Source organism: Pseudonocardia bannensis (assembly GCF_012911875.1).
Lineage (GTDB): Bacteria > Actinomycetota > Actinomycetes > Mycobacteriales > Pseudonocardiaceae > Pseudonocardia > Pseudonocardia bannensis.
On the sequence record NZ_JAAXKZ010000102.1, the window covers coordinates 1 to 22,529 of the forward strand.

General features: G+C 74.5%; 19 protein-coding genes and 1 pseudogene. 13 read left to right on the top strand and 7 right to left on the bottom strand.

Features of this window, described 5'->3' with window-relative positions; genetic code table 11:
- The first annotated feature begins 197 nt into the window (after window positions 1-197).
- The 3 genes from HF519_RS22285 to HF519_RS22295 are packed head-to-tail and all read left to right on the top strand — an operon-like array spanning window position 198 to window position 4,721.
- Window positions 198-1,181 carry an AAA family ATPase gene (locus HF519_RS22285; protein WP_246244897.1) on the top strand — a complete coding sequence of 328 codons (984 nt, stop codon included), beginning with the start codon at window positions 198-200 and terminating at the stop codon, window positions 1,179-1,181.
- Between the two features lie 4 nt (window positions 1,182-1,185).
- Window positions 1,186-2,448, top strand: coding sequence for a DUF58 domain-containing protein (locus HF519_RS22290; RefSeq protein ID WP_312860279.1), 1,263 nt, complete (start codon window positions 1,186-1,188; stop codon window positions 2,446-2,448).
- Window positions 2,445-4,721 (top strand): transglutaminase TgpA family protein, encoded by a 2,277-nt coding sequence (locus tag HF519_RS22295; protein ID WP_169414946.1) that lies wholly within the window; start codon window positions 2,445-2,447, stop codon window positions 4,719-4,721. The genes HF519_RS22290 and HF519_RS22295 overlap by 4 nt, the downstream gene beginning before the upstream one ends.
- Window positions 4,722-4,828: 107 nt before the next feature.
- On the opposite strand, the gene HF519_RS22300 is transcribed toward HF519_RS22295, so the two are convergent.
- The 3 genes from HF519_RS22300 to HF519_RS22310 form a co-directional block, all read right to left on the bottom strand.
- Window positions 4,829-5,215 carry an SCO2097 family morphological protein gene (locus tag HF519_RS22300; RefSeq protein WP_169414959.1) on the bottom strand — a complete coding sequence of 129 codons (387 nt, stop codon included), beginning with the start codon at window positions 5,213-5,215 and terminating at the stop codon, window positions 4,829-4,831.
- 176 nt (window positions 5,216-5,391) lie between these two features.
- Window positions 5,392-6,720 carry a DNA polymerase IV gene (gene dinB, locus HF519_RS22305; protein ID WP_169414947.1) on the bottom strand — a complete coding sequence of 443 codons (1,329 nt, stop codon included), beginning with the start codon at window positions 6,718-6,720 and terminating at the stop codon, window positions 5,392-5,394.
- A 116-nt stretch (window positions 6,721-6,836) separates the two neighbouring features.
- Complete coding sequence (locus tag HF519_RS22310; RefSeq protein ID WP_312860280.1) at window positions 6,837-7,604, bottom strand: class I SAM-dependent methyltransferase; 768 nt, start codon at window positions 7,602-7,604, stop codon at window positions 6,837-6,839.
- 43 nt (window positions 7,605-7,647) lie between these two features.
- Here HF519_RS22310 and HF519_RS22315 point away from each other — a divergent pair, with 43 nt between their 5' ends.
- Window positions 7,648-8,607: a ParA family protein gene (locus HF519_RS22315; protein ID WP_169414948.1), complete on the top strand. Its 960-nt coding sequence runs from the start codon at window positions 7,648-7,650 to the stop codon at window positions 8,605-8,607.
- A 34-nt stretch (window positions 8,608-8,641) separates the two neighbouring features.
- On the opposite strand, the gene HF519_RS22320 is transcribed toward HF519_RS22315, so the two are convergent.
- Window positions 8,642-9,061 (bottom strand): SAV_6107 family HEPN domain-containing protein, encoded by a 420-nt coding sequence (locus tag HF519_RS22320; RefSeq protein WP_211170422.1) that lies wholly within the window; start codon window positions 9,059-9,061, stop codon window positions 8,642-8,644.
- Between the two features lie 61 nt (window positions 9,062-9,122).
- Window positions 9,123-9,440: a hypothetical protein gene (locus tag HF519_RS22325; RefSeq protein WP_312860281.1), complete on the bottom strand. Its 318-nt coding sequence runs from the start codon at window positions 9,438-9,440 to the stop codon at window positions 9,123-9,125.
- A 290-nt stretch (window positions 9,441-9,730) separates the two neighbouring features.
- Between HF519_RS22325 and HF519_RS22330 the strand changes: the two genes are divergently transcribed.
- Together HF519_RS22330 and HF519_RS22335 are read left to right on the top strand one after the other, a co-directional pair.
- Entirely contained in the window at window positions 9,731-10,348 is a 618-nt protein-coding gene (locus HF519_RS22330; RefSeq protein WP_169414949.1) for a GNAT family N-acetyltransferase, read from the top strand.
- A gap of 58 nt (window positions 10,349-10,406) precedes the next feature.
- Entirely contained in the window at window positions 10,407-11,099 is a 693-nt protein-coding gene (locus HF519_RS22335; protein WP_169414950.1) for an LppM family (lipo)protein, read from the top strand.
- A 41-nt stretch (window positions 11,100-11,140) separates the two neighbouring features.
- Here the strand turns inward: HF519_RS22335 and metF are convergent, their stop codons facing one another.
- A complete protein-coding gene (gene metF, locus HF519_RS22340; RefSeq protein ID WP_169414951.1) occupies window positions 11,141-12,040 on the bottom strand; it encodes a methylenetetrahydrofolate reductase [NAD(P)H] in 900 nt (299 codons plus the stop codon).
- A 105-nt stretch (window positions 12,041-12,145) separates the two neighbouring features.
- Between metF and HF519_RS22345 the strand changes: the two genes are divergently transcribed.
- The 4 genes from HF519_RS22345 (at window position 12,146) to HF519_RS22360 (ending at window position 17,462) form a co-directional block, all read left to right on the top strand.
- Window positions 12,146-13,285, top strand: coding sequence for a polyprenyl synthetase family protein (locus tag HF519_RS22345; RefSeq protein WP_169414952.1), 1,140 nt, complete (start codon window positions 12,146-12,148; stop codon window positions 13,283-13,285).
- Entirely contained in the window at window positions 13,282-14,838 is a 1,557-nt protein-coding gene (gene crtI / locus HF519_RS22350) for a phytoene desaturase family protein (protein WP_169414953.1), read from the top strand. The genes HF519_RS22345 and crtI overlap by 4 nt, the downstream gene beginning before the upstream one ends.
- Before the next feature lie 187 nt (window positions 14,839-15,025).
- Complete coding sequence (gene mptB, locus HF519_RS22355) at window positions 15,026-16,543, top strand: polyprenol phosphomannose-dependent alpha 1,6 mannosyltransferase MptB (RefSeq protein ID WP_246244892.1); 1,518 nt, start codon at window positions 15,026-15,028, stop codon at window positions 16,541-16,543.
- Window positions 16,521-17,462: a phytoene/squalene synthase family protein gene (locus HF519_RS22360; RefSeq protein WP_169414955.1), complete on the top strand. Its 942-nt coding sequence runs from the start codon at window positions 16,521-16,523 to the stop codon at window positions 17,460-17,462. Before mptB ends, HF519_RS22360 begins: the two co-directional genes overlap by 23 nt.
- A 42-nt stretch (window positions 17,463-17,504) precedes the next feature.
- Here the strand turns inward: HF519_RS22360 and HF519_RS22365 are convergent, their stop codons facing one another.
- Window positions 17,505-17,870: an Rv2175c family DNA-binding protein gene (locus HF519_RS22365; protein ID WP_169414956.1), complete on the bottom strand. Its 366-nt coding sequence runs from the start codon at window positions 17,868-17,870 to the stop codon at window positions 17,505-17,507.
- A gap of 67 nt (window positions 17,871-17,937) precedes the next feature.
- On the opposite strand from HF519_RS22365, the gene pknB reads away from it, so the two are divergent.
- The 3 genes and pseudogenes from pknB to HF519_RS22380 form a co-directional block, all read left to right on the top strand.
- Window positions 17,938-19,761, top strand: coding sequence for a Stk1 family PASTA domain-containing Ser/Thr kinase (gene pknB, locus HF519_RS22370; RefSeq protein ID WP_169414957.1), 1,824 nt, complete (start codon window positions 17,938-17,940; stop codon window positions 19,759-19,761).
- 313 nt (window positions 19,762-20,074) lie between these two features.
- Window positions 20,075-21,086, top strand: a pseudogene (locus HF519_RS22375) (IS256 family transposase); the annotation flags it as partial.
- Window positions 21,087-21,710: 624 nt separating this feature from the next.
- On the top strand, window positions 21,711-22,529 hold an 819-nt coding region (locus tag HF519_RS22380; RefSeq protein WP_246244895.1), incomplete at its 3' end, for a reverse transcriptase domain-containing protein.

A 22,529-nucleotide genomic window follows, 5' to 3' on the forward strand; every position in this document is an offset into this window, starting at 1 on the left:
GCGCAGTGGGGGCCGGTGGGGGCCTGACGCCGCGTGCGGTCCGGGCCCGCCACCACCGCTCACCCGATGTTCCTCGCGCGGTTTTGACAGACTGAGCGGCAAGCTGGGTGGTCTGCCCGGCTCTGGCCACACCGCCAGGACCGCGCCAGGAACACCGAGGAGGTCGGGTGACCACGACGAGCAGCCGGTCCGGGCCGCTGGCCGAGCCGGACCCGGAGCCACCCGAGCTCCCGTCCGTCGCCGATCTCACGGCCCGGATCGCCGGCAACGTGCAGCGGGTTATCGCGGGGAAGCCCGAGGTCGTGCGGATGGCCCTGGTGACCCTGCTCGCCGAGGGTCATCTGCTCGTCGAGGACGTGCCGGGGGTCGGCAAGACGTCGCTGGCCAAGGCCCTGGCCCGGTCCATCGACTGCTCGGTGAGCCGGGTCCAGTTCACCCCGGACCTGCTGCCGGGCGACATCACCGGGATGTCGATCTACAACCGGCAGACGGCGGAGTTCGAGTTCCGGCCCGGCCCGGTGTTCGCGAACGTGATCATCGCCGACGAGATCAACCGAGCGTCGCCGAAGACCCAGTCGGCCCTGCTGGAGTGCATGGCCGAGGACCAGGTGACCGTCGACGGGGCGACCTACCAACTGGCCAGCCCGTTCATGGTCGTCGCCACCCAGAACCCGATCGAGATGGACGGGACCTACCCACTTCCCGAGGCGCAACGCGACCGGTTCACCGCGCGGGTGTCCATCGGCTACCCCGATCCGGGCGCCGAACTGGCCATGGTGGACGACCACGCAGCATCCGACCCGCTTGCCGCCCTGCGCCCGGTCACCGACGCCCGCGCGGTGCGCGCCGTCATCGAGGCCGTCCGGCGGGTCCACGTCGGACCGGAGGTCCGGCACTACTGCGTCGACATCGTCGGGGCCACCCGCCGGCTGCCCGAGCTCCGCCTCGGCGCCTCGCCGCGGGCCACCCTGCACCTGGTGCGCGCGGCCCGGGCACAGGCGGCGCTGGCCGGCCGGGACTTCGTCGTCCCCGATGACGTGCAGACCATCGCGGTACCCGTGCTGGCCCACCGGCTGATGCTCACCCCCGATGCCCAGGCGACCCGTCGCTCGGCCGCCGACCTGGTCCGCGCCCTGGTCGGGCGGCTGCCGGTGCCCGCCCCCGCTCACCCGCGCGGCTGAGCGCGTGAACGGCGGGTTCGGCCGGCTCGGCGGGCTGACCGTCCGTGGCCGCTGCCTGCTCGCCGGCGGCGCCGCCACCGCGGCCTGCGCGATCGTGCTCGACGAGCGCGACCTGCTGCGCATCGGGATCTTCGTCGTGCTGCTTCCACTGCTGTCGCTCGTGCTCGCCGCCCGGGCCCGGCGGGCGGTCCGCGCCGTCCGCTCACTGGTCCCGGAGCGGGTGCCGGTCGGCTCGGACGTCGAGGTCACCGTCGCCCTGCGCGGGGGCCCGCTGTTCGGGGCACTGCGCGTGGCCGACACCGTGCCCGACGCCGCGGGCCCCTCCCCCGCCGCGCCGCCGCGGTTCACCGTGCACCGGCTACCGGCCCGCGACGGCGTCCGGATCGGATATCCGCTGCGGCCGGTGCTGCGCGGATCGCACCGCATCGGTCCCCTGGTCATCCGTGCCACCGACCCGCTCAACCTCGCCGAGTTCTCCCGGGAGTCGGGCGAAACCGATCGGCTGCTGGTGCTACCCGCGGTCGTCGCGCTCCGCGGCCTCCCGGCGGCCCTCGGCACCGGGGCGGGGACACCCGGTGCGGCCGTCGCCCATCAGGGGCACGGCAGCCCGGACGTGCTGGTCCGGCAGTACCGCTCCGGCGACGACCTACGCCGGGTGCACTGGCGCAGTACGGCACGCCACGACGAGTTGATGGTCCGGCTCGAGGAGCGGCCGTGGCGGGGCACGATCACCGTGCTGCTGGACCGCCGCGACAACGCCCATCGCGGCCGGGGCCCCGGCTCCAGCCTCGAGTTCGCCGTCAGCCTGACCGCCAGCATCTGCGCGCACCTCATCGGTCGCGGCGAGCCGGTCATGCTCGTCACCGAGGACGGCACGGCACCGACGGGGCCCGGAGCCACCAGGCTCGATCCGATGCTCGACGCGCTGGCCGCCCTCCGGCCCTCGGCGCGCCCCGGTCTCGGTGGGCCGCCACTGGCCGCGGGCGGCGATCTCATCGCCGTGCTCGGCGCGGTCGAACCCGGCCAGCTCGAGGGGTTGCTCGCCCGTCGGCCCGACGGCGGGCACGCCGTACTGCTCGACGTCGCCGGTTGGGATCCGGCCGGACGATCCGCGGCACCGGACCCGGCGGCACCCGCCGCGGCCCTGCGCCGGGCGGGCTGGCACGTCGCCGTCGCGACCGCGGGGACCGCCCCCGATCGCGTCTGGGACCAGCTGACCAGCGGGGCCACGCCCGACAGCACCCGGTCCGGGGCGTCCTCACCGTGAGTGCACCCGCCCCGCCCCGGCCGCCGGCGAGCCGGCCCGCGCCCCCGGCGCCGCAACCCGGCAGGCGCCGGGTCCGCTGGTTCGCCCCGCTCGCCTCCGGAGTCGCGGTCCTGCTGTGCGGGGCGCCGGTGTACTCGCTCGTGCAGGGGGCCGGCTGGCTCGGCCACGCGGTCGCGGTGGTCGCGTTGGTCGTCGGGGTCGGCCTGCTGCTGGGGCGCCTGCACGGCGCGCTGGTCGCCGGAGCCCAGTCGGTCGCCGCGCTCGGTCTGCTCACCGCTCTGTTCACGGACGCCGCCCTGCTCGGCGTCGTCCCCGGGCCGGGTGCGTTCGCCGCGTTCGGCGATCTCCTCGCCGGGGCCGGCCCACAGGTGGGCACCGGGACTCCCCCGGTACCGGGGACGCCCGAGATCCTGTTCCTGATCACCGGCGCGTTCGGGTTGCTCGCCGTGGTCGTCTACGCCGTCACCGTCTCGGCCCGGGCACCGGCCGCGGCGGGCGTCCCGCTCCTGGCCGTGTTCGCCGTGCCGACGGCGCTGGCCGACCAGCTGCTGCCCTGGTGGGTGGTGGCCGCCGGTGCCACCGGGTTCGGGCTGCTCCTGCTGACCCGTGAGGGTGCCCGGCGCCAGCTGCCGGCGGGGATGGTCCTGACCGCCGTGGCGGTGGTGCTCGCGCTGCTGGTCGGCTCGGCGGCGACCGCGGTCGGCACGTCCGGTCGCTTCGGTGGCGGCTCGGGCGGCACCGGGGGTGCGATCGGGCTCAATCCCTTCACCGCGCTGCGTGGTCAGCTCACCCGCGCCGACGATACCGAGCTGTTCCGGGTCACCGGGCTGCCGCGGCCGCAGTACCTGCGCGCTCTGACCCTCCGCGATTTCGTCCCCACCAGCGGCTGGCAGGCCGGCGCCCCCGGCCCGGGGGTGCCCCTCACCGGTCCGCTGCCGGCGGACGCCGACCCGCCCGGCGAGGAGGTCACCGTCGGGATCGAGAACGTCGGATTCCGCGACTACTGGCTGCCCCTCTACGGGACCCCGCTGGCCGTGAGCGAGCTGCCCGAGGACACCTGGGCCTACGACCGGCGAAGCGGGACCGCCTACACCGCCCGGCCGCGACGCGAGGACGGCTGGCAGCAACGTGCGCTGCTGCCGGCGCCCACCGCCGAGCAGCTCCGTGCGGCCCCCGCCGGGCCCGATGTGGACCCGGCGTACCTCGCCACCGAAGGCGTGGACCCGCGAGTGGCGGCCCTGGCCACCGAGGTCACCTCCGCGAGTTCCTCCGATTTCGACAGGTCGCTCGCCCTCGTCGACTGGTTCACCGGGCCGGGATCGGAGTTCCGCTACAGCCTGCAGACCGCACCCGGCAGCGGCGACGACGCGCTGGTCGAGTTCCTGACCGTCGGCCGGGCCGGCTACTGCGAGCAGTTCGCCTCCGCCATGGCGATCATGCTGCGCACCCTCGGGGTGCCGGCCCGCGTCGCCGTCGGCTTCACGGCGGGTACCGACACCGGTGAGCACCGCTCGGTCGGCACCTCGGACGCGCACGCCTGGGTGGAGGCCTTCTTCTCCGGCTACGGCTGGGTTCCGTTCGACCCGACCCCACTGACCGACGGGCGGGCCCTGGTCCCGCCCTACGTTCAGCAGGCACGGGATCAGGCCGGCGGCCCCGACCAGCTGGGCGCGCCCGACGAGCTCGCCTCGGACCGGCTCCCGGACGGCGGGACCGACGCGCCGGCCGCCACGCCGCCGGTCGCCGAACCGCAACCGGGCTCCCCCGCGACACCGGAGGGCTCCGGCGTCCCGCTGGTCCTGCCCCTGATGCTGGTGGTGGCGCTGCTCGCCGGGCTGGTCCCGGCCGGCGTCCGCACGTTCCACCGCCGGCACCGGCTCGCCGCCGTGGCCGCCGGTGGACCGGCTGCGGTGCGCGCCGGATGGGAGGAGCTGCTCGCCGAGTCGGCCGACCGCGGGGTCCCGGCCACCCCGAGCGACACCGTGCGGGGCGCGGCTCGGCGGCTGGTGCGCGAACACCGGCTCGACGATGCGGCGCAGGACGCGCTACGCGAGGTGGTCGACACGGTGGAGGCCAGCTGGTACGGCGGGCGGCACCCGGCCGCCGGCGAGCTGACCGCGCCGGTGCAGGCGGTTCGGACGGGGATCACGGCAGCCGGCCGGCGCACGCTGCGCGAGACGCTGCTGCCGCGATCTGTACTCGACCGGATGCCACTCGGCCGGCGCAGACCGCCGGCGCGAACCGGGCACGGGTCGGCGAGCCCCTCGGGCTGAGCCCCGCGAGCCGCACCGGGCCAGGACGTGGCGGGCCTCCGGCCGGAGGCCCGCAGGCCACCCCGGAAACGAACCGCGGCGGCCCGATCACGGGCCGCCGCGGGGCGTCACTCCTGCTCGAACCGGCGCCGGAAACGGTCTTCCATGCGGCCGGTGAAGCGGTTCTTGTCGGGCTCGGCCTCCTTGGCCGGCGCGGACTGGCTGTTGCCCGTGCCGACGGAGGTCACCGCGAGCACGGCACCGGTGAGCATCAGCAGGAAGCCGATCACACTGAGTACCGGGAAGCTGCTCGCGAGCCACAGCGCGGGGACGGCCACGCCGACAACCAGCATGACCAGACCGACCGCGAACACCGCGACGCCTTGAATGCGTCGGCGACGCGTGGGTTTGCGCAATCGACCGCCACGGACGGTCGACGCGAACTTCGGGTCCTCGGCGTAGAGAGCACGCTCGATCTGTTCGAGCAGTCGCTGCTCGTGCTCGGAGAGGGGCATGGCTTCGCCTCCGGCACACGATATTCCTGTCGGGTCATCTTCCATGGTGCCGGAACGACGCGACGAGCGCCCGGGGTGGGCGTCTAGTGCAGAGGATACGAGCCCGGAGCCTGGTCCACTACCCGGACTCGAGAAGATGCTGGGCCGATCTTCGAGCGGCCCCGGGCGCAGCGGGGTCAGCCCCGTTCGACGGCGGGTCCCGCGGAGTGTCCACGGGCCTTCCGGCCGGTAGCTGCCGAGGTCACGAGGGTCGCCGGACCCACCGCCGCGCTGCCGAAGCGCGTGCGGGCGGCGTCCGCGGCCACCTCCGCCTCCCGTCGACCGTGATCCGGTTCACCCAAGCTCAGCTGACGGGGCAGGCCGGCGACCGTCGTCATGCCGGCCATCCGGACCCCGAGCAGCCGGATCGCGGGCAGGCTCCCCCGCTCGGTCCCGGTGTGCTCTGCCGCGAGGCGGTCGAGCAGATCGACGGCCGCCCGGTAGATGTCCCGGGCGACGTCGAGGGGTGCTCCAGCGGTGCGGGACCGGGTGACGGTGGTGAAGTCGGCGTACCGGACCTTGATCGAGACGACCCGCCCGGCCAGGCCTCGTCGGCGCAGCGTCACGGCTACCCGTTCGGACAGGGCGAGCAGGTGCCGGCGCAACGCGGCAGGCTCGACCAGATCCGTGGAGAAGGTGCGTTCGGCGCCCACCGACTTCTCCGCGGCGTCGGGCACCACTCGACGGGGGTCGCGGCCCGCCGCCAGGGCGAGTAGGTGCTCCGCTGCCGCAGCCCCGACGATCCGGCGCAGCGTGGCCGGCGGTGTCGCCGCCAGTTCGGCCACCGTGCGCAGGCCGATCCGGTCCAGCTGGTCCGCGGTGCGGGCGCCCACCCCCCACAGCGCGGTGACCGGCAGCGGATGCAGGACCGCGGTCAGCTCCTCGGGCGGGATCACCAGGATGCCGTCGGGCTTGGCGAGACCGGAGGCCAGCTTGGCCGCGAACTTCGTCCCGGCCACCCCCACCGAGCAGGCCAGGTCCAGCTCGGCCCGGACCCGGGCCCGGATCGCCCGTCCGATGCCTGCCGCGCCGGCCCGTAGTCGCCGCCGCGCGCCCGTGACGTCGAGGAAGGCTTCGTCCAGGCTCAGCGGCTCGACGAGCGGCGTCACCGTGCGGAAGATCGCCATCACCGCTGCCGACGCCTCGGTGTAGGACGGGAAGTCGGGCTCGACGACGACGGCCGCCGGGCACCGCCGCAGCGCCCGGGTGGCGGGCATGGCTGCCCGTACACCGTACGGACGCGCCTCGTAGGTCGCCGACAGCACGACCCCGCGACCGCCGCCCCCGGCCACGATCACCGGTCGGCCGCGGAGTTCGGGCCGGCGGCGGACCTCCACGGAGGCGTAGAACGCGTCCATGTCCACGTGCAGGATCCCGCAGGCCGAGTCGTCGGCGTCGGGCCCGGCCGCCCCGCCCACGCCCGGCTCGGAGTAGGCACGGCGGGGCAGGTCGGCGCTGCGGCCCATGAGTGGGTTCCCTGTCGTCGGCGTCGGACCGGGTCGCTCACCCCGGATGTCCTTGGGCCCCGCCGGCCCCCGCCGGAGCCCCCGGCGGGGACTCCGGCGGTATGCGCGGCCGGCGGTCAGCCGCCGATACGGCGCGCCAGCACGTGCAGGCGCGTGGCGACCTCGCGCAGCGCCGGGACCGCCGCGGCCATGCCCTCCAGCTCCGTCACCGCGCGAGCCGTGGCCGGCCCGCCGTCGCGGACGGATCCGGGCAGCCAGCCGTCGAGCACACCGTCACCCTGCAGAACCTCGACACGCAGGTCGCCGGTCGCCTCCAGCAGTCCGCACAGCGTCGGTCCGTCCATCCGCCGGCGGAGCACGTCCGCCGGCCCCAACCGGCCGTCCGGATCGGCGAGAACGGCCCGCGCCTCGGCCAGCCGTCCGGCGAGGACGCGGCTGAGCACCGCGGCGGTGCGGCCGGCGACCAGCACGGAGACCGCGGCTCCGGGGGCCGCCGCCACCGTCAGCGCCGCGATCGCACGGGCCGGGTCGTCGACCACCTCGAGCAGGCCGTGACCCAGCACCAGGTCGGCTCGCCCCACCGGCACGAACTCGGCCAACGCGTCGACATCGCCCTGCACCGGCGTGATCAGCTGCCCGACCCCCGCCTCCCGCGCCCGGCGCTGCAGCGCGGCCAGGGCGTTCGGGCTGGTGTCCACCACGGTCACGGTGCAACCGGCGACGGCCAGGGGCACCGCCCAGGCACCGCTGCCGCCGCCGACGTCGACCACCAGGGGACGGGCATCCGGCCGTGCCGCCCGGACCCTCGCCACCTCCGCCTCGAGGGCACGGTGCACCGGGCTGCCGCCCGTCGTGCCGAGCAGGTCTCCCGCCGCCGTAGTCACAGCCGCAGCGTAGTGCGGAAGGGGACGGAGTAGGTTGATCGGCGTGCAGGTCGTCGCCACGCTGAGCCTCAAGGGCGGGGTGGGCAAGACCACAGTGGCCCTCGGCCTCGCCGGAGCCGCTCTCCACCACGGTGTGCGGACGCTGGTGGTGGATCTGGACCCCCAAGCCAACGCCACCGTCGCGCTGGACGTCGAGCCGACCACGGCCACCGTGGCCGAGGTGCTCGACGAACCGCGCCGTTCGGTGCTGCGCCGGGCCATCGCGCCCAGCGGCTGGGGTGAAGGCCTCGACGTGCTGGTCGGCGCCGAGCAGACCGAGCGGCACAACCACCCCGACCCCGGCACCAAACAGCTCAACCGCCTCACCCGGGCGCTGAGCCGCCTGATCGACGCCGACCACGACGACGGCGACCCGGAGGACGGCGAGGGCCCCGATCACGACGCCGCCGCGCGCACCGACGGCGCCCACGGCCGAGAAGGCCCGCGCCACGCACTCCTCGGCGGGACCGCCACCGATTCGCTCGACGGCGACGGCCCGGGGCCCTACCGCTTGGTGATCATCGACTGCCCGCCGTCGCTCGGGCAGCTCACCCGCAGCGCGTTGACCGCGGCGCATCGCGCCGTGCTCGTGACGGACCCGACGATGTTCGCCGTGTCCGGGGTGCAGCGCGCCTTCGACGCCGTCCAGACCGAACGTCAGCGGAGCAACCCCGATCTCCAGCCGCTGGGCGTGCTGATCAACCGGGTGCGCCCGCGAAACGCCGAGCACGAGTTCCGCATCGCCGAGCTCCGCGAGCTCTTCGGGCCGTTGGTGTTCACGGGCGTCCTGCCGGACCGTTCGGCGATCCAGCAGGCGCAGGGTGCCTGCCTGCCGATCCAGGCGTGGGACACCCCGGGCGCACGCGAGGCCTCGGCGGTGTTCTCCACCCTGCTCGGCCGCGTGCTGCGCAGCGGCCGGTTCCGCGATCGGGCGCCCCGGTCGGCGCCCCCGGCGACCGGCTGACCCGGTACCTGCCGCGGACCCGGCCCTCACCTGGTCACCGGACCGGCACCATGCCCCGGACGATCCCGACGAACTGCTCCGCCTGCCGGAGCAGGTCGTCGGCGTCGCGGCGGCAGACCAGCCGGGCGATGCCGGCCTCGGCGGCGGCCCGGGTATCGGAACAGGACGCGAAGAAGGCCGCCCATTCGCCCAACTCGGGAGCGACCTCGGCCAGTAGTTGCCACACGCTGCGCGAGGCGCCCCGCTTCGGCCGGGGCCGCGCCCGCACCGCCAGCACCGCCGCGCCCGCCCGCAGCGCGGCCAGGTACGCGGCCGGGTAACGCAGCAGCGGATCAGCTTCCCGGTGCCCCTCCGCCAGGCCGTCGCACGCCTGCCGCAGCAGCCCCAGCGCGGCCCGGGACGGCGGCGGCGCACCCGCCGGTCGCGCCGTCGTCATGGGCAGTGTCGCAGTCATCCCGACGGCCCCTTTCCGTGTTCTCGCTGCTCTCTGCGCCGCGCCGGTCCTCCCCCGCCGTTCACCCCGTCACCCGCACCAGGTCCCACACGCCGGGCCCGGACCGCATCCGCAGCACGAACTCCCGGGCCGGCTCCAGCGGCTCCTCGGCCGACCGGGCCACCACCCGCCAGCATCGGAGCTGATCGCCGCCGACGGGCATCGGCGACGGGAACGGCCACGGGGACTCCTCGATCCAGCGTTCGCGTACGTCGGTGACCAGGTATCGGGATCCGCGCCGGACCGGCCGGCGCTGGAACTCCACGGGTTCGCCGTCCTGCCAGCGCACCTGGATCGGCATCGGCTGCCGCGACCCGAACACACGGGTGAAGGCGCCCACCTGACCACTCTCCTTCCGACGGCGAGGAGTCCGGCCGCCCGGCGGCGGGACGCTTCCCCCGCCCCACCCCCGGGCCGCCGTTTGCATCGAACACATGTTCGATGCCCGTCAGTACAGCGCGTCCCCGGGGCCACGTCAAGTCGGGACGGGTGGCGGGCCGCCCGCTGCGAAACCCGGTGCGAAACGTGGTGTGATGAAGTGGTGACCCGTACGCGCCGGCGAGCAAGGGCCGGCGATCTCCCCGATCGGAACCGGACCCGGCCCGGCGGCCAGGAACGGCAGGAACGCCCATGACCGCCGCCCCTCCCCGGAACCGGCTGGTCCCGCTGACCGCCGACGACCTCGCCGGCCGGCTGGCCGAAGCGCTGGACGTCTACGTCTCGGCGATGGGCTACCCACCGGGGACGGCGCGGCAGCGCCGCACCCTGTGGCTCGAGCACACCCGCCGCCCCGGCTGGCGCGCGGTCGGCTGGTTGGACCCGGCCGGCTCCCTGCTCGGGATCGCGTACGGCTACGGCGGTGCGCCGGGCCAGTGGTGGTACGAGGAGGTGCGCCGTGGGCTGGCCGCCGCGGCGCCCGAGCAGCAGGCGTGGCTCACCGACTACTTCGAGCTCACCGAGCTGCACGTCCGGCCCGACGCACAGGGCGCGCGCCTGGGCGAGGGACTGCTCCGGGCCCTGCTGACCGACACCGGCCGCAGCCGGGTGCTGCTGTCCACCCCGGAGTACGGCCACCGCACACCCGGCCGGGCCTGGCGGCTCTACCGGCGCACCGGCTTCCGCGACGTGCTGCGCGACCACCGGTTCACCGGCGACACCCGGCCGTTCGCGGTCCTCGGCCGCACGCTCCCGCTGCCCGCACCGGCAGCCGACCCGAGCAGGCACGAGCCGCGCCGCCCGACCCGGTGACGCCGCCACGGCGGCACACCTCGCCGGTCCGCCCCGGGCCGATGGCACGATGACGACCATGGCGTCCCCGGCACCCCACGCCCCGCACCGCACTCGCCGGCGGGTGCTGCCACTGCTCGTGCTGGCGGTGCTGCTGGCCGGGACCCTGCTGGGTGGTTGCGCCAGGGTCCGCACCGCCCTCGCCGTCCAGCCCGACGACACCGTGGTCGGCGAGATCGTGCTGGCCACCCCGGAGACCGGCCCTCAGGACACGGGCCCCACGGTCACCCTCCCGGAGGAGCTCGAGAGCGACGTCGACGTCTCCGAGTACCGCCAGGACGGCTACGCCGGCTCCGTGCTGCGCTTCTCCGGGCTCACCTTCGATCAGCTCTCGGCGCTCACCGCGGCGGCCGGGCCGGCCGGCGACCGCACCGAGCTGGTCCTGCGCCGGGCCGGCAACCGGGTCCTCGTCGGCGGCAAGGTCGACCTCACCACGGTCCCGGTGGACAGGGCCGACTTCCAGCTGAAGATCAGCTTCCCGGGCACGGTGATCGAGACCAACGGGGACGCCGAGAGCGGCACCGTGAGCTGGACGTTCACCCCCGGCGAGGTCGGCGACATCAGCGCGGCGGTGGCCTACGCCGACCCGAACGCGCCGTCGCCGGTGGGCTGGACCCTGGGCCTGAGCCTGCTGGTCGCCGCCGCGGCGGGCGTGGTCGTGCTGCTCGCCCGGCGCACCCGCAACCCGCCGCTCACCCCACCCATCCGCTGACCACCCGGAGGGCCGCGGCGCGCTGCGCGGGGACCCGCGGATCAGCGCGCTGCGAGCCCCAGCCGCTGGACCAGCTCGACCGTGGCCGTCGAGCGGTTCAGCGTGTAGAAGTGCAGTCCGCGCACGCCCTCGGCGAGCAGCTTGTCGCACAGCTCGGCCGTCGCCTCCATGCCGGCGGCACGGAACGCGACCGGGTCGTCGGCGAACCGCTCGAGCCGCTTCACCAGGTCCGCGGGCAGCGGTGCCCCGGACAGCTCCGGCCCCCGCCGCAGCGTGCGCAGCGTGGTCAGCGGCATGATCCCGGGGAGCAGCGGCACGTCACAGCCCGCCTCGACCATCCGGTCGCGCAGCCGCAGGAAGCCCTCGGGCTCCAGGAACAGCTGGCTGATCGCGAAGTCCGCGCCCGCACGGACCTTGGCCACCAGCCGCCGCAGGTCGGACTCGGCATCGGGTGACCGCGGGTGGCCGTACGGGAACGCCGCGACCCCGACGCAGAAGTTGCCGGAGCGGCGGATCAGCCGTACCAGTTCGTCGGCGTAGGCCAGGCCCTCCGGGTGCGGCACCCACTCACCCAGCGGGTCCCCGGGCGGGTCGCCACGCACGGCGAGCACGTTGCGGATACCCGCGGCGGCGTACGCACCGATCACCCGGCGCAGCTCCGCGACGGAGTGCGAGACGGCTGTGAGATGCGCCATCGACACCAACGTGGTGTCGGTCGCGATGCGCGCCGTCGTCCTGATCGTGCGGTCCCGGCTCGACCCGCCCGCGCCGTAGGTCACCGACACGAAGGCCGGGTCCAGCGGCTCGAGACGGCGGATCGCCCGCCACAGCTCGGCCTCGCCGGCGGCGTCCTTCGGCGGGAAGAACTCGACCGAGAAGACCGGCCGGTCCACACTGATCCGCTCGGTGACCGTCCCACGTCCCGATGAGGTGTCCTTCACCCGGAGAAGGGTACGGGCCGGTCGTCGACGGGCTACAGCAACGCTGCGCCATTAGGCTCGATTCGTGCCTTCCCCATCCGTACCCGGCCAGGCGAGGACGGCCTGATGGCCCCGACCGGCTCGGCGCACGTCGCGGGCGCGGCCCGGCCCCCCGAGATCCCCCGCGATCCCGACGACGATCTGCCCGTCCGCGTCGAGGAGGCCCTGCAGGCCTACCTGGAGCGACGCCGGGCCGGCGCCGCCGAGATCGACCCCGCCTTCGGCGAGGCCACCGGAGCGCTGGCCGCGTTCGTCCTCGGCGGCGGCAAGCGGATCCGCCCGACGTTCGCGTGGTGGGGCTGGCGCGGCGCCGGCGGCGACCCTGCCGGCGAGACCGCCCCGGCGGTACTGCGGGCGATCAGTGCGCTGGAGCTGATCCAGGCCTGCGCACTCGTGCACGACGACCTGATGGACGCCTCCGCCACCCGGCGTGGCCGGCCCACCGTGCACGTCGAGTTCGCGGAGCAGCACGCCGCGGCAGGCTGGAACGGGCCCCCGGCCCGGTTCGGGGCGGCTGCGGCGATCCTGCTCGGCGACCTGGCGCTCGCCTGGGCCGACGACATGCTGCGCGCCGCCGGTCTGCCCGCGGCCGCGGCCGTCCGCGCCGCCGTCCCGTGGGAGGCCATGCGCACCGAGGTGCTCGGCGGGCAGTACCTGGACGTGCTCGTGCAGGCGACCGGGGACGCCTCGACCCGGGCGGCGCTGCAGATCGACCGCTACAAGACGGCGGCCTACACCGTCGAGCGGCCGCTGCACCTCGGGGCGGCGATCGCCGACGCGAGCCCCGCGCTCGTGGCGGCGTACCGCCGGTTCGGCGCCGACATCGGCGTCGCCTTCCAGTTGCGCGACGACCTGCTGGGGGTCTTCGGCGACCCGGAGGTCACCGGCAAACCTGCCGGTGACGACCTGCGGGAGGGAAAGCGGACCCTGCTCGTGGCGCTGGCGCTGGCGCGGGCGGCCGAGCGCGGCGCGAGCGCCGCGCTGCAGACGCTGACCGCCGCGCTCGGCGACCACGACCTCGACGCCGGGGCGGTGGACCGGGTCCGCGACGTACTGGTCGAGCTGGGCGCGGTCCAAGCGGTGGAGCAGCGGATCGCCGCGCTCACCGGCTCCGCGCTCGACGCCCTCAGCACGGCCGACGTCGCCGAACCCGCGGCCTCCCGGCTGGCCGAGCTCGCCGTCACCGCGACGAGGAGGCGGAGTTGACCCGCACCGTTCCCGGCCCCACCGACCACGTGGTCGTCGTCGGCGCCGGGCTCTCCGGGCTGTCCGCCGCGCTGCACCTGCTGGGTGCCGGCCGCCGGGTCACGATCGTCGAGCGCGACGACCACCCCGGCGGCCGGGCCGGGCGGCTCGACCTGGAGGGCCCGTCCGGTACCTACCGGGTGGACACCGGCCCGACGGTGCTGACCATGCCCGAACTGCTGGACGAGGCCCTGTCCGCGGTCGGTGACTCGCTGGCCGACCGGCTGGACCTCATCCGGCTGGACCCGGCCTACCGGGCCCGCTTCGCCGACGGCTCCACGATCGACGTGCACACCGACGGCGCAGCCATGGAGGCCGAGGTCCGCCGTGCCTGCGGGCCCGCCGCCGCGGCCGGGTACGCGAAGCTGCGCCACTGGCTGACCCGGCTCTACGACGCCGAGATCGACCGGTTCATCGGCGCGAACTTCGACTCCCCGTTCGACCTGCTCACCCCCGACCTCGCCCGGCTGGCCGCGCTCGGGGGGTTCGGCCGGCTGGGGCCGAAGGTGGCCCGGCTGGTGCCCGACGAGCGGTTGCAACGCATCTTCTCCTTCCAGGCGCTCTACGCCGGCGTGCCACCGCACCGGGCGCTCGGCGCGTACGGGGTCATCGCCTACATGGACACCGTCGCGGGGGTCTTCTTCCCGCGGGGCGGGATGCGCGCGGTGGGCCGGGCCCTCGCCGATGCCGCGGTCGCGGCCGGCGCGCGGATCGTCTACGGGCGCTCGGTCACCGGCCTCGAACGCCGCGCCGGGCGGGTCACCGCGGTCCGGCACGCCGGTGACAAGGATGGGGACACCGAGCGGCTGGCGTGTGACGCGGTCGTGCTGACCCCGGACCTCCCGGTGGTGCACCGGCTGCTCGGACGCCGTCCGCACCGGGCCGTCGCGCTGCGCTACTCCCCCAGCGCCGTGGTGCTGCACGCCGGGACCACCCGCCCCCGCCCGGAGCCGGCCCACCACACGATCTCGTTCGGCACCGCGTGGGAGCGCACCTTCTCCGAGATCATCGACCAGGGCCGGCTGATGAGCGACCCGTCGCTGCTGATCACCCGCCCGACGGCGTCGGACCCCGGGCTCGCGCCACCGGACCGCGATCTGCTGTTCGTGCTCGCCCCGTGCCCGAACACCGACGTCGCCCCGCTGGACTGGCCGCGGCTGGGCCCCGCCTACCGCGACGAACTGCTCGCCGTGCTGGAGAGCCGCGGGTTCACGGGACTGAGCGGTGACATCGAGGTGTCCCGGCTCGTCACCCCCGCCGACTGGGCCGCCGACGGGCTCGCGGCGGGCACCCCGTTCTCCGCGGCCCACACCTTCGCCCAGACCGGTCCGTTCCGGCCGCGCAACCTGGTACGTGGGCTGGACAACGTGGTGCTGGCCGGTTGCGGCACCACGCCGGGCGTCGGGATCCCGCCGGTGCTGATCTCCGGACGGCTCGCCGCGGAACGTATCGCCGGCACCCACGCCGCGCCCCGGCGGCCCGGACGGGACCGCAGGGTCCCGACACCCGCCTGACACCGGTCGTGCGAGCATGAGCGCCGACATGACCGCGCAGCCCTCACCACCGGTCCCCCGACCGGCGTCACCCGAGAGGACGACGCCGGTGCCTGTGGTGTCCCCCGATCCAGGCACCACCGTGGTTCCTGCCGGGAGCCCGGCTCCCCGCGACGGCGCCGACGCTGCTCCACGAGGGCTACGCGCGATGCTCGGCAGCCCCCCGCGGGGTCCGATGCTGCTCGGGCTGTGCGCCTCCCTGCTGATGGTCATCGGGGCGTTCGGCGCCGGCGGCATCCTGGTTCGCGACCCGCTGCTGACGAACTCCCCGCTGGGGTTCTGGCGCTACGGCCACGGCCGTGAGCTGGCCACGGCCCTGGTCTACCTCGGGGTCGGGCTGATGGCCTGGGCCTGGGTGCGGCTGGGGCGCGACGTGCTGGCGCGCCGGGTCGGCGGGCGGGCGGTGCTGACCGTCGCCGCGGTGTGGATGACCCCGATGCTGTTCTCCCCGCCGCTGTTCACCCGTGACGTGTTCAGCTACCTCGCCCAGGGTGCGCTGCCGCTCGCCGGGTTCGACCCGTACGCGGTGGGTCCGGAGGCGATGCCGGGCATCTTCACCGACAACGTGCACTACTTCTGGCAGGACACCCCGGCGCCGTACGGGCCGCTGTTCATCCTGCTGGCCAAGGGGATGGCCGCCCTCGCCGGCGACAACATCATCCTCGGCGTGATCGGGATGCGGCTGGTGCTGCTCCCGGGGCTCCTGCTGCTGATCTGGGCCCTGCCCGAGCTGGCCCGCCGCCTCGGCGGCCGGGTGCCGGTGGCGCTGTGGATCGCCGTGGCCAACCCGGTGATGGTCATCCATCTGATCGGCGGCGGACACAATGACCTGCTCGTCGTCGGGCTGCTGGCGGCCGGTTCGCTGCTGGCGCTGCGCGGCCGGCACGCCACCGGCATCGCGATCGTCACCGCGGCGATGGCCGTCAAGGCCAGCGCGGGCGTCGCCCTGCCGTTCCTGGTGCTCGTGTGGGCCGCGCACCTGCCCGGGTCGCGGACGGCGCGCATCGTCAAGGCCGGTGCGGCCGGGGTCGGGGTGTTCCTCGTCGTCTTCACCGCGGCGACGCTGGTCGCCGGGGTCGGGCTGGGCTGGCTGCCCGCGCTGAGCGCCCCGTCGATGATCGTCAACTGGTTGTCCCTGCCGACCGGCGTCGGGGAGTTCTTCCACGGCCTGGTCGGCGTCGTCGTCAACCTCCCGAAGCAGCCGTTCATCAACATCGCCCGCATGCTCGGCGCGGCCGCGCTGGTCTACATCCTGGTCAGTCAGTGGTGGAAGGCCCGCGACGGCGGACCGGACGCCGTCCGGCGGGCCGGCATCGTGCTGTTCGCCGTCGCGGTCCTCTCCCCCGCCACGTTGCCCTGGTACGTGAGCTGGGGGATGGCGCTGCTGGCCATGGTGGCCTGGTCCCCGTTTGCGCTGTCCTGGCTGGTGTTCGGCTCGCTCTGGCTGGTCATCGTCTACTACCCCAACGGCGAGGCGGCACTGTACAACTGGGGCTACCTGGCCGCCTGCGTGCTGCTCTGCGCGCTGGCCGCCGTCTCCTTGCTGCGCCCCGACCCGCTCAGCCTGCGCGCCCGGCGGGCCGGCGGGGACCACCCCCCGCAGTCGGCGCCACCGGCCGCGAGCGTCACGACGACGAACAACGGTGCCGAGCGCAGGGCCGGCTGAGCTCGACGCCGCCGGCATCACCGATCCGGCGCTGCGGGCCGCCTACACCGCATGCCGGGAGCTCAACGCCGTCCACGGCCGCACGTACTTCCTGGCCACCCGGCTGCTCCCACCGGAGCGGCGCCCGGCCATCCACGCGCTCTACGGCTTCGCCCGGCACGCCGACGAGATCGTCGACGACCTGGGCGACGGGCGACCGGCCGCCGACCGCGCCGTCGAACTCGACGCGCTGGCAGGCCAGCTCGGCACGGCGCTGGAGGGTGGCCCCGCGGCGCATCCGGTGCTGGCGGCCGTCGCCGACACCGCGGCCCGGTACCGGATCGACCGGCAGCACTTCACCGACTTCCTGGTGTCCATGCGGATGGACACCTGGGTCACCGACTACCCCACCTTCGACGACCTGGCCCGCTACGTGCACGGCTCCGCGGCGGTGATCGGGCTGCAGGTGCTGCCGGTGCTCGGCACCGTGGTCCCCCGCGCCGAGGCGCAGGCGCCCGCCGCGGCGCTCGGTGTGGCGTTCCAGCTGACCAACTTCCTGCGCGACGTGGGCGAAGACCTCGACCGCGGCCGTGTCTACCTGCCCGCCGACGAGCTGGCCGCTTTCGGCGTCGATCGCGAGCTGCTCGCGTGGTGCCGGCGCACCCGGCGTCCGGATCCGCGGGTGCACCGCGCGCTGGCGTACCTGGTGGCCCGGACCCGCGCGGTGTACCGGCGCGCGGAACCGGGCGTCGCGATGCTCGAACCGGTGTCGCGGGCCTGCGTGGCCTGCGCGTTCACGCTCTACCGCGGCATCCTCGACGAGATCGCCGAGGCCGGCTACCACGTGCTGCACCGCCGGGTGACGGTGTCCACCCGGCGCCGGGTCGCCGTCGCGCTGCCCGGGCTGGCGCGGGCCCTCGTCGCCCGCGCCCGCAGCTGAGAAGGGTCGCCTGCACGGCGCCGACGCTGGTGGAAAGGCCCGCTAGAACGCCATCGCCTGGGCGCGGCGCTTGACCTCACGGTGCCGACCGGCCCGCAGCGCGGCGATCGGGGTGCCGGGCAGCGAGTCGTCGGCGGCGAACAGCCAGCGCAGGATGTCGTCGTCGGCGAAACCGCCGTCACGGAGCACGGTAATCGTGCCGCCCAGGCCCTTCACGACGGCCGCACCGTCGATGAAGTCGGCGGGTACCACGGTCTGCCCCTCACGACGGAGCGAGAGCAGCTGACCGTCCCGGACGAGTTGGTTCACCCGGGGGACCGTGATGGACAGGGACTTCGCAACCTCCGCGACGGGAATCGTCGCGACAACCTCCGACAGCGCCGCTGGGGCGCCCGACACCTCACTCACAACGCGACACCCTGCCACAGCACCGGGCGGTCCCGGCAGCCTCCGGCCGGGCGGTAACGTCGTCGATGTGAACGCCCCCACCGGTGCCGCCGGCGCGCTGCTCGACGCGCGTTACCGGGTCGGGCCGGTGCTCGCCCGTGGCGGGATGTCGACGGTCTACCGCGGTACCGACACGCGGCTGGACCGCACGGTGGCGATCAAGGTGATGGACCCGCGGATGGCCGCCGACCCGACGTTCCGGGCCCGCTTCGAGCGGGAGGCGCGTTCGGCCGCGCGCATCGACCATCCGGCCGTCGTCGACGTGTACGACCAGGGTGACGACCGCAGCGGCCCGGAGCCCACGCTGTTCCTGGTCATGGAGCTCGTCCAGGGCGGCACCCTGCGCGACGTGCTGCGGGTCCGCGGGGCCCTCGGCGTGCCGGCCGCGCTCGCCGTGCTGGAGCCGGTGCTCGCCGGGCTGGCCGAGGCGCACCGGCTCGGCCTGGTGCATCGCGACGTGAAACCCGAGAACGTGCTCATCGGGCGGGCCGGCGAGGTCAAGGTCGCCGACTTCGGGCTGGTCACCGCGGCGGCGCAGGCGGGGGCCAGCCACGTCGGGATGATCGTCGGCACGATGGCGTACCTCTCCCCCGAACAGGTCGCCACCGGCGCCGCCGACGCCCGCAGCGACGTCTACGCGGCCGGCGTGCTGCTCTACGAGCTGCTCACCGGTGCACCGCCCTACACCGGCGACACCGCGATCTCGGTCGCGTACCGGCACGTCAACGAGGACGTCCCGCCGCCCTCCCTGATCGCCACCGAGGTGCCCCCGGAGCTCGACGAGCTGGTGCTGCGGGCCACCCGCCGCGATCCCACGGCCCGCCCGGCCGACGCCGCGGCGTTCCTGGCGGAGCTGGGCCGGGTGCGCGAACGGCTGGCGGTCCCCCGGGTGCCGGTCCCGGTGCCGCCCGCCCCACCTGTCGACGAGCAGGACACCGTGCCCGCCACGCTGCGTCCGGCGCTGGACCCGGCGGCCGCAGCGGGTCCGGGCTGGGACGACGCGGCCGAACCCGCCCACGGACCGGGCGGCACCCGGGCCCTCACCCGGCCGGACATCGACACGGCGGACGCGGCCGGGACCCCTCGGGCGACCCGCCACGGCACCGACGCCGGCCGCGCCGATCATCGGACGGCCCGCCGGCGCAGCCGCCGGGTGTTCGCGGTGTGGATCGCGATCATCATGGTGCTCGGCCTGCTGGTGGCGACGGCGGCGTGGTGGCTGGGCACCGGACGCTGGACCGCGATGCCCTCGGTGGTGGGCCTGGAGCGGACCGCGGCGGAGAAGCTGCTCGCCGAGTCCGACCTCGTCGTGACCGTGTCGGAGGCGCACCACGACTCGGTGACCGCGGATCTGGTCTCGGCCGCCGAGCCGGCGGCGCAGTCCCGGCTGCTGCGCGGCAGCGAGGTGCGGCTGACGGTGTCGATGGGTCGGCCCGTCGTCCCCGCGGTGGCCCCCGGTGCGACCGTCGCCGCGGCCGAGCAGACGGTGCGCGACGCGGAGCTCACCCCGGTGCGGGCCACCGGCGCGGTCGAGTACAGCTCCACCGTTCCCGAGGGCGCTGTGGTCCGGACCGATCCCGCCGCGGGCACGGAACTGCCCATCGGCGGGGCGGTCACCCTGGTCCTCAGCCGGGGCGCGGAACCGCCGCCGCCCCCGCAGGAGGTACGCGTCCCGTTCGTGATCGGTGAGCAGGCACAGTCGGCCGCGTCCACGCTGAGCGACGCGGGTCTGAAGGCCCAGATCGAGTCGAACTTCCCGTTCGGCCGCGAGAACGGCCGGGTGATCGGCCAGAACCCCTCGGCCGGCTCATCGGTGCCGCCCGGGACCACGGTCACCCTCACCACCTTCTGACCCACCCGCCCGAGTCGACGTATTCAGGAGCGAGTCGGCACATTCCCGCCCGCGAGTCGCGGTATCCGCGTGCGCGAGTCGCGGTATCCGCGTGCGCGAGTCGCGGTATCCGCGTGCGCGAGTCGCGGTGTTCGCGTGCGCGAGTCGCGGTGTTCTTACGCGTGAGTCGGGGTGATCCCGCCCGGCGAGAGTGGCGTCCACCAAGGTGGTGTGCGACCCGGTCCTGGTGAGGGCCGTGGCGCAGACTAGTAGGGCGGTCACCGCGTGATCTTCTTGAAGACCTCTCACAGTGCTTCTCGAAGGACGACACGCGATGACCGCACCCTCGATTATCGACCCCGTCGAGTTCCTGCACGAGCAGCTGTCCCAGGCGAGTCCTGACCTGCTGCGGCAGATGTTGACCACGTTCATCAACACCCTCATGTCCGCCGATGCCGACGCCGTCTGCGGCGCGGCTTGGGGCGAGCGCTCCGACGCTCGGACAAACACCCGCAACGGCTACCGACACCGCGACTTCGACACCCGCGCGGGCACCATCGATGTGGCGATCCCCAAGCTGCGCAACGGCTCGTACTTTCCCGACTGGCTCCTCGAACGCCGGCGTCGGGCCGAGCGAGCACTGACCACAGTGGTCGCCACCTGCTACCTACTCGGCGTCTCCACCCGGCGGATGGAGAAGCTCGTCGAGTCGCTTGGGATCACCAGGCTGTCGAAGTCCCAGGTCTCGGTCATGGCGACCGATCTCGACGCGCAGGCCGCCGAGTTCCGCTCCCGCCCGCTCGACCAGGGCCCCTACACGTTCGTCGCCGCGGACGCGCTGGTGCTCAAGGTCCGCGAGGGCGGTCGGGTGGTCAACGTCCACGCCCTCTTAGCGACCGGCGTGAACGGCGACGGGCACCGCGAGATCCTCGGCCTGCAGGTGAGCTCCGCCGAGGACGGCGCAGGCTGGCTCGGGTTCTTCCGCGATCTCACCGCCCGCGGCCTGAGCGGGGTTCGGCTGGTCACCTCCGACGCCCACGCCGGGCTCGTCTCGGCGATTGGGGCGACGCTGCCCGGGGCGGCCTGGCAGCGCTGCCGCACGCACTACGCGGCGAACCTGATGGCCGCGACCCCGAAGTCGTCCTGGCCGTGGGTGCGGGCGCTGCTGCACTCGGTCTACGACCAGCCCGACGCCGAAAGTGTTCACGCCCAGTTCGACCGCGTTCTCGACGCCGTCGCCGAGAAGCTGCCGAAGCTGGCCGAGCACCTCGACCAAGCGCGCGCGGACGTCCTGGCATTCGCCAGCTTCCCGAAGGAGGTCGCGTCAGATCTGGTCGAACAACCCGGTGCGCCACGAGGCGCTATGTGACCGCGCGGAGATGGAAGGGCTCCGCCTTCGGGTCGTCGCAGCGGCCTGATGAAGCTGGGGGCAGCCGCGCTCGGGAGGTGCCGGGTGGCGGTGGGAGCAGCCCCGACAACGACGGGACGTTCCGGCACTGCCAGACGGGGCGGGCCCGGCAAGTGAGACGGACAGGTGCACGAGTGCAGGAACCAGTGGTGGAACCCCCTCAAGTGGAACGTCGGCTCGAACCTGGCGGATATGGGCCGGTCAGCAGTGCACACCCCGGGCATGGCCGCCGTCGCGGCGGGCGTGGTCGGGGTGACTTCGGGTCGGTCCTTGGGTTGGCCGGCTCGGAGGCCACGGTGAAGGTCTGCGGCGTAGTCGTGGCGAGGCTGCAGGGGAAGAGCTGGGCGCCGATCCCGTCGAGCGGTCATGTGGTGAACGTGGGAACCATCCTGGGGTCGCCCTTCCCGCCGGCCAGCCGGGCCGGTGGCGGGCAGGTCCACCGTCGATCGAGGGCCCCGGGGTGGGGCGGAGCCGCCGTAGTAGTCCGAGACTGGGAAAGCCGGTCACATGGCCAAGGGCGGCAGCGTGTCCGCAGCGTTGGGCCTGGAAGATCAGGAGGTCGATGGTGAACACCGCCGCGCCGGCGCCACCTGCGCCCGCTCCGGGGACGCTGTTCCCGGACGCGGACACGGCGTGGTTTCGGGTACTGAAGATCCAGACCAAGCTGCACCAGCGGGCCGGCGAGGACCCGTCTCGTCGGTTCGATGATCTGTTCAACCTCGTGTGTGATCCCGCGTTCCTGGCCCTGGCCTGGGACCGGGTGCGGGGCAACAAGGGGGCCCGGACCGCCGGGGTGGACGGCCAGACGGCCTTCTACGTCGAGTCGGTCCGTGGCCGCGAGGTGTTCCTCGCCGAGCTGCGCGCCGAGCTGAAAGCCGGTGTGTTCTCGCCTGTCCCGGTGCGCGAGCGGATGATCCCCAAGACCGGTGGCAAACTGCGCCGGTTGGGCATCCCGACCGTCCGGGACCGGGTCGTGCAAGCGGCCCTGAAACTGGTGCTGGAGCCGATCTTCGAGGCGGACTTCAAGCCGTGTTCCTACGGCTTCCGCCCGAGGCGCCGCACCCAGGACGCCATCGCCGAGATCCACTTCCTCGCGTCCGCTCCGCGGAACTACGAGTGGGTGCTGGAAGCCGATATCGAGGCGTGCTTCGACAACATCGACCACACCGCCCTGCTGGGGCGGGTGCGCCGACGCGTCGGGGACAAACGCGTGCTGGGCCTGGTGAAGGCGTTCTGCAAGGCCGGGATCCTCAGCGAACACGGTGCGGCGGCCCGGGCCCTGCAGGACACCAGTGCCGGGACCCCGCAAGGCGGCATCCTGTCCCCGCTGCTGGCCAACATCGCCCTCTCCGCGCTGGATGAGCACTTCACCAGCGCCTGG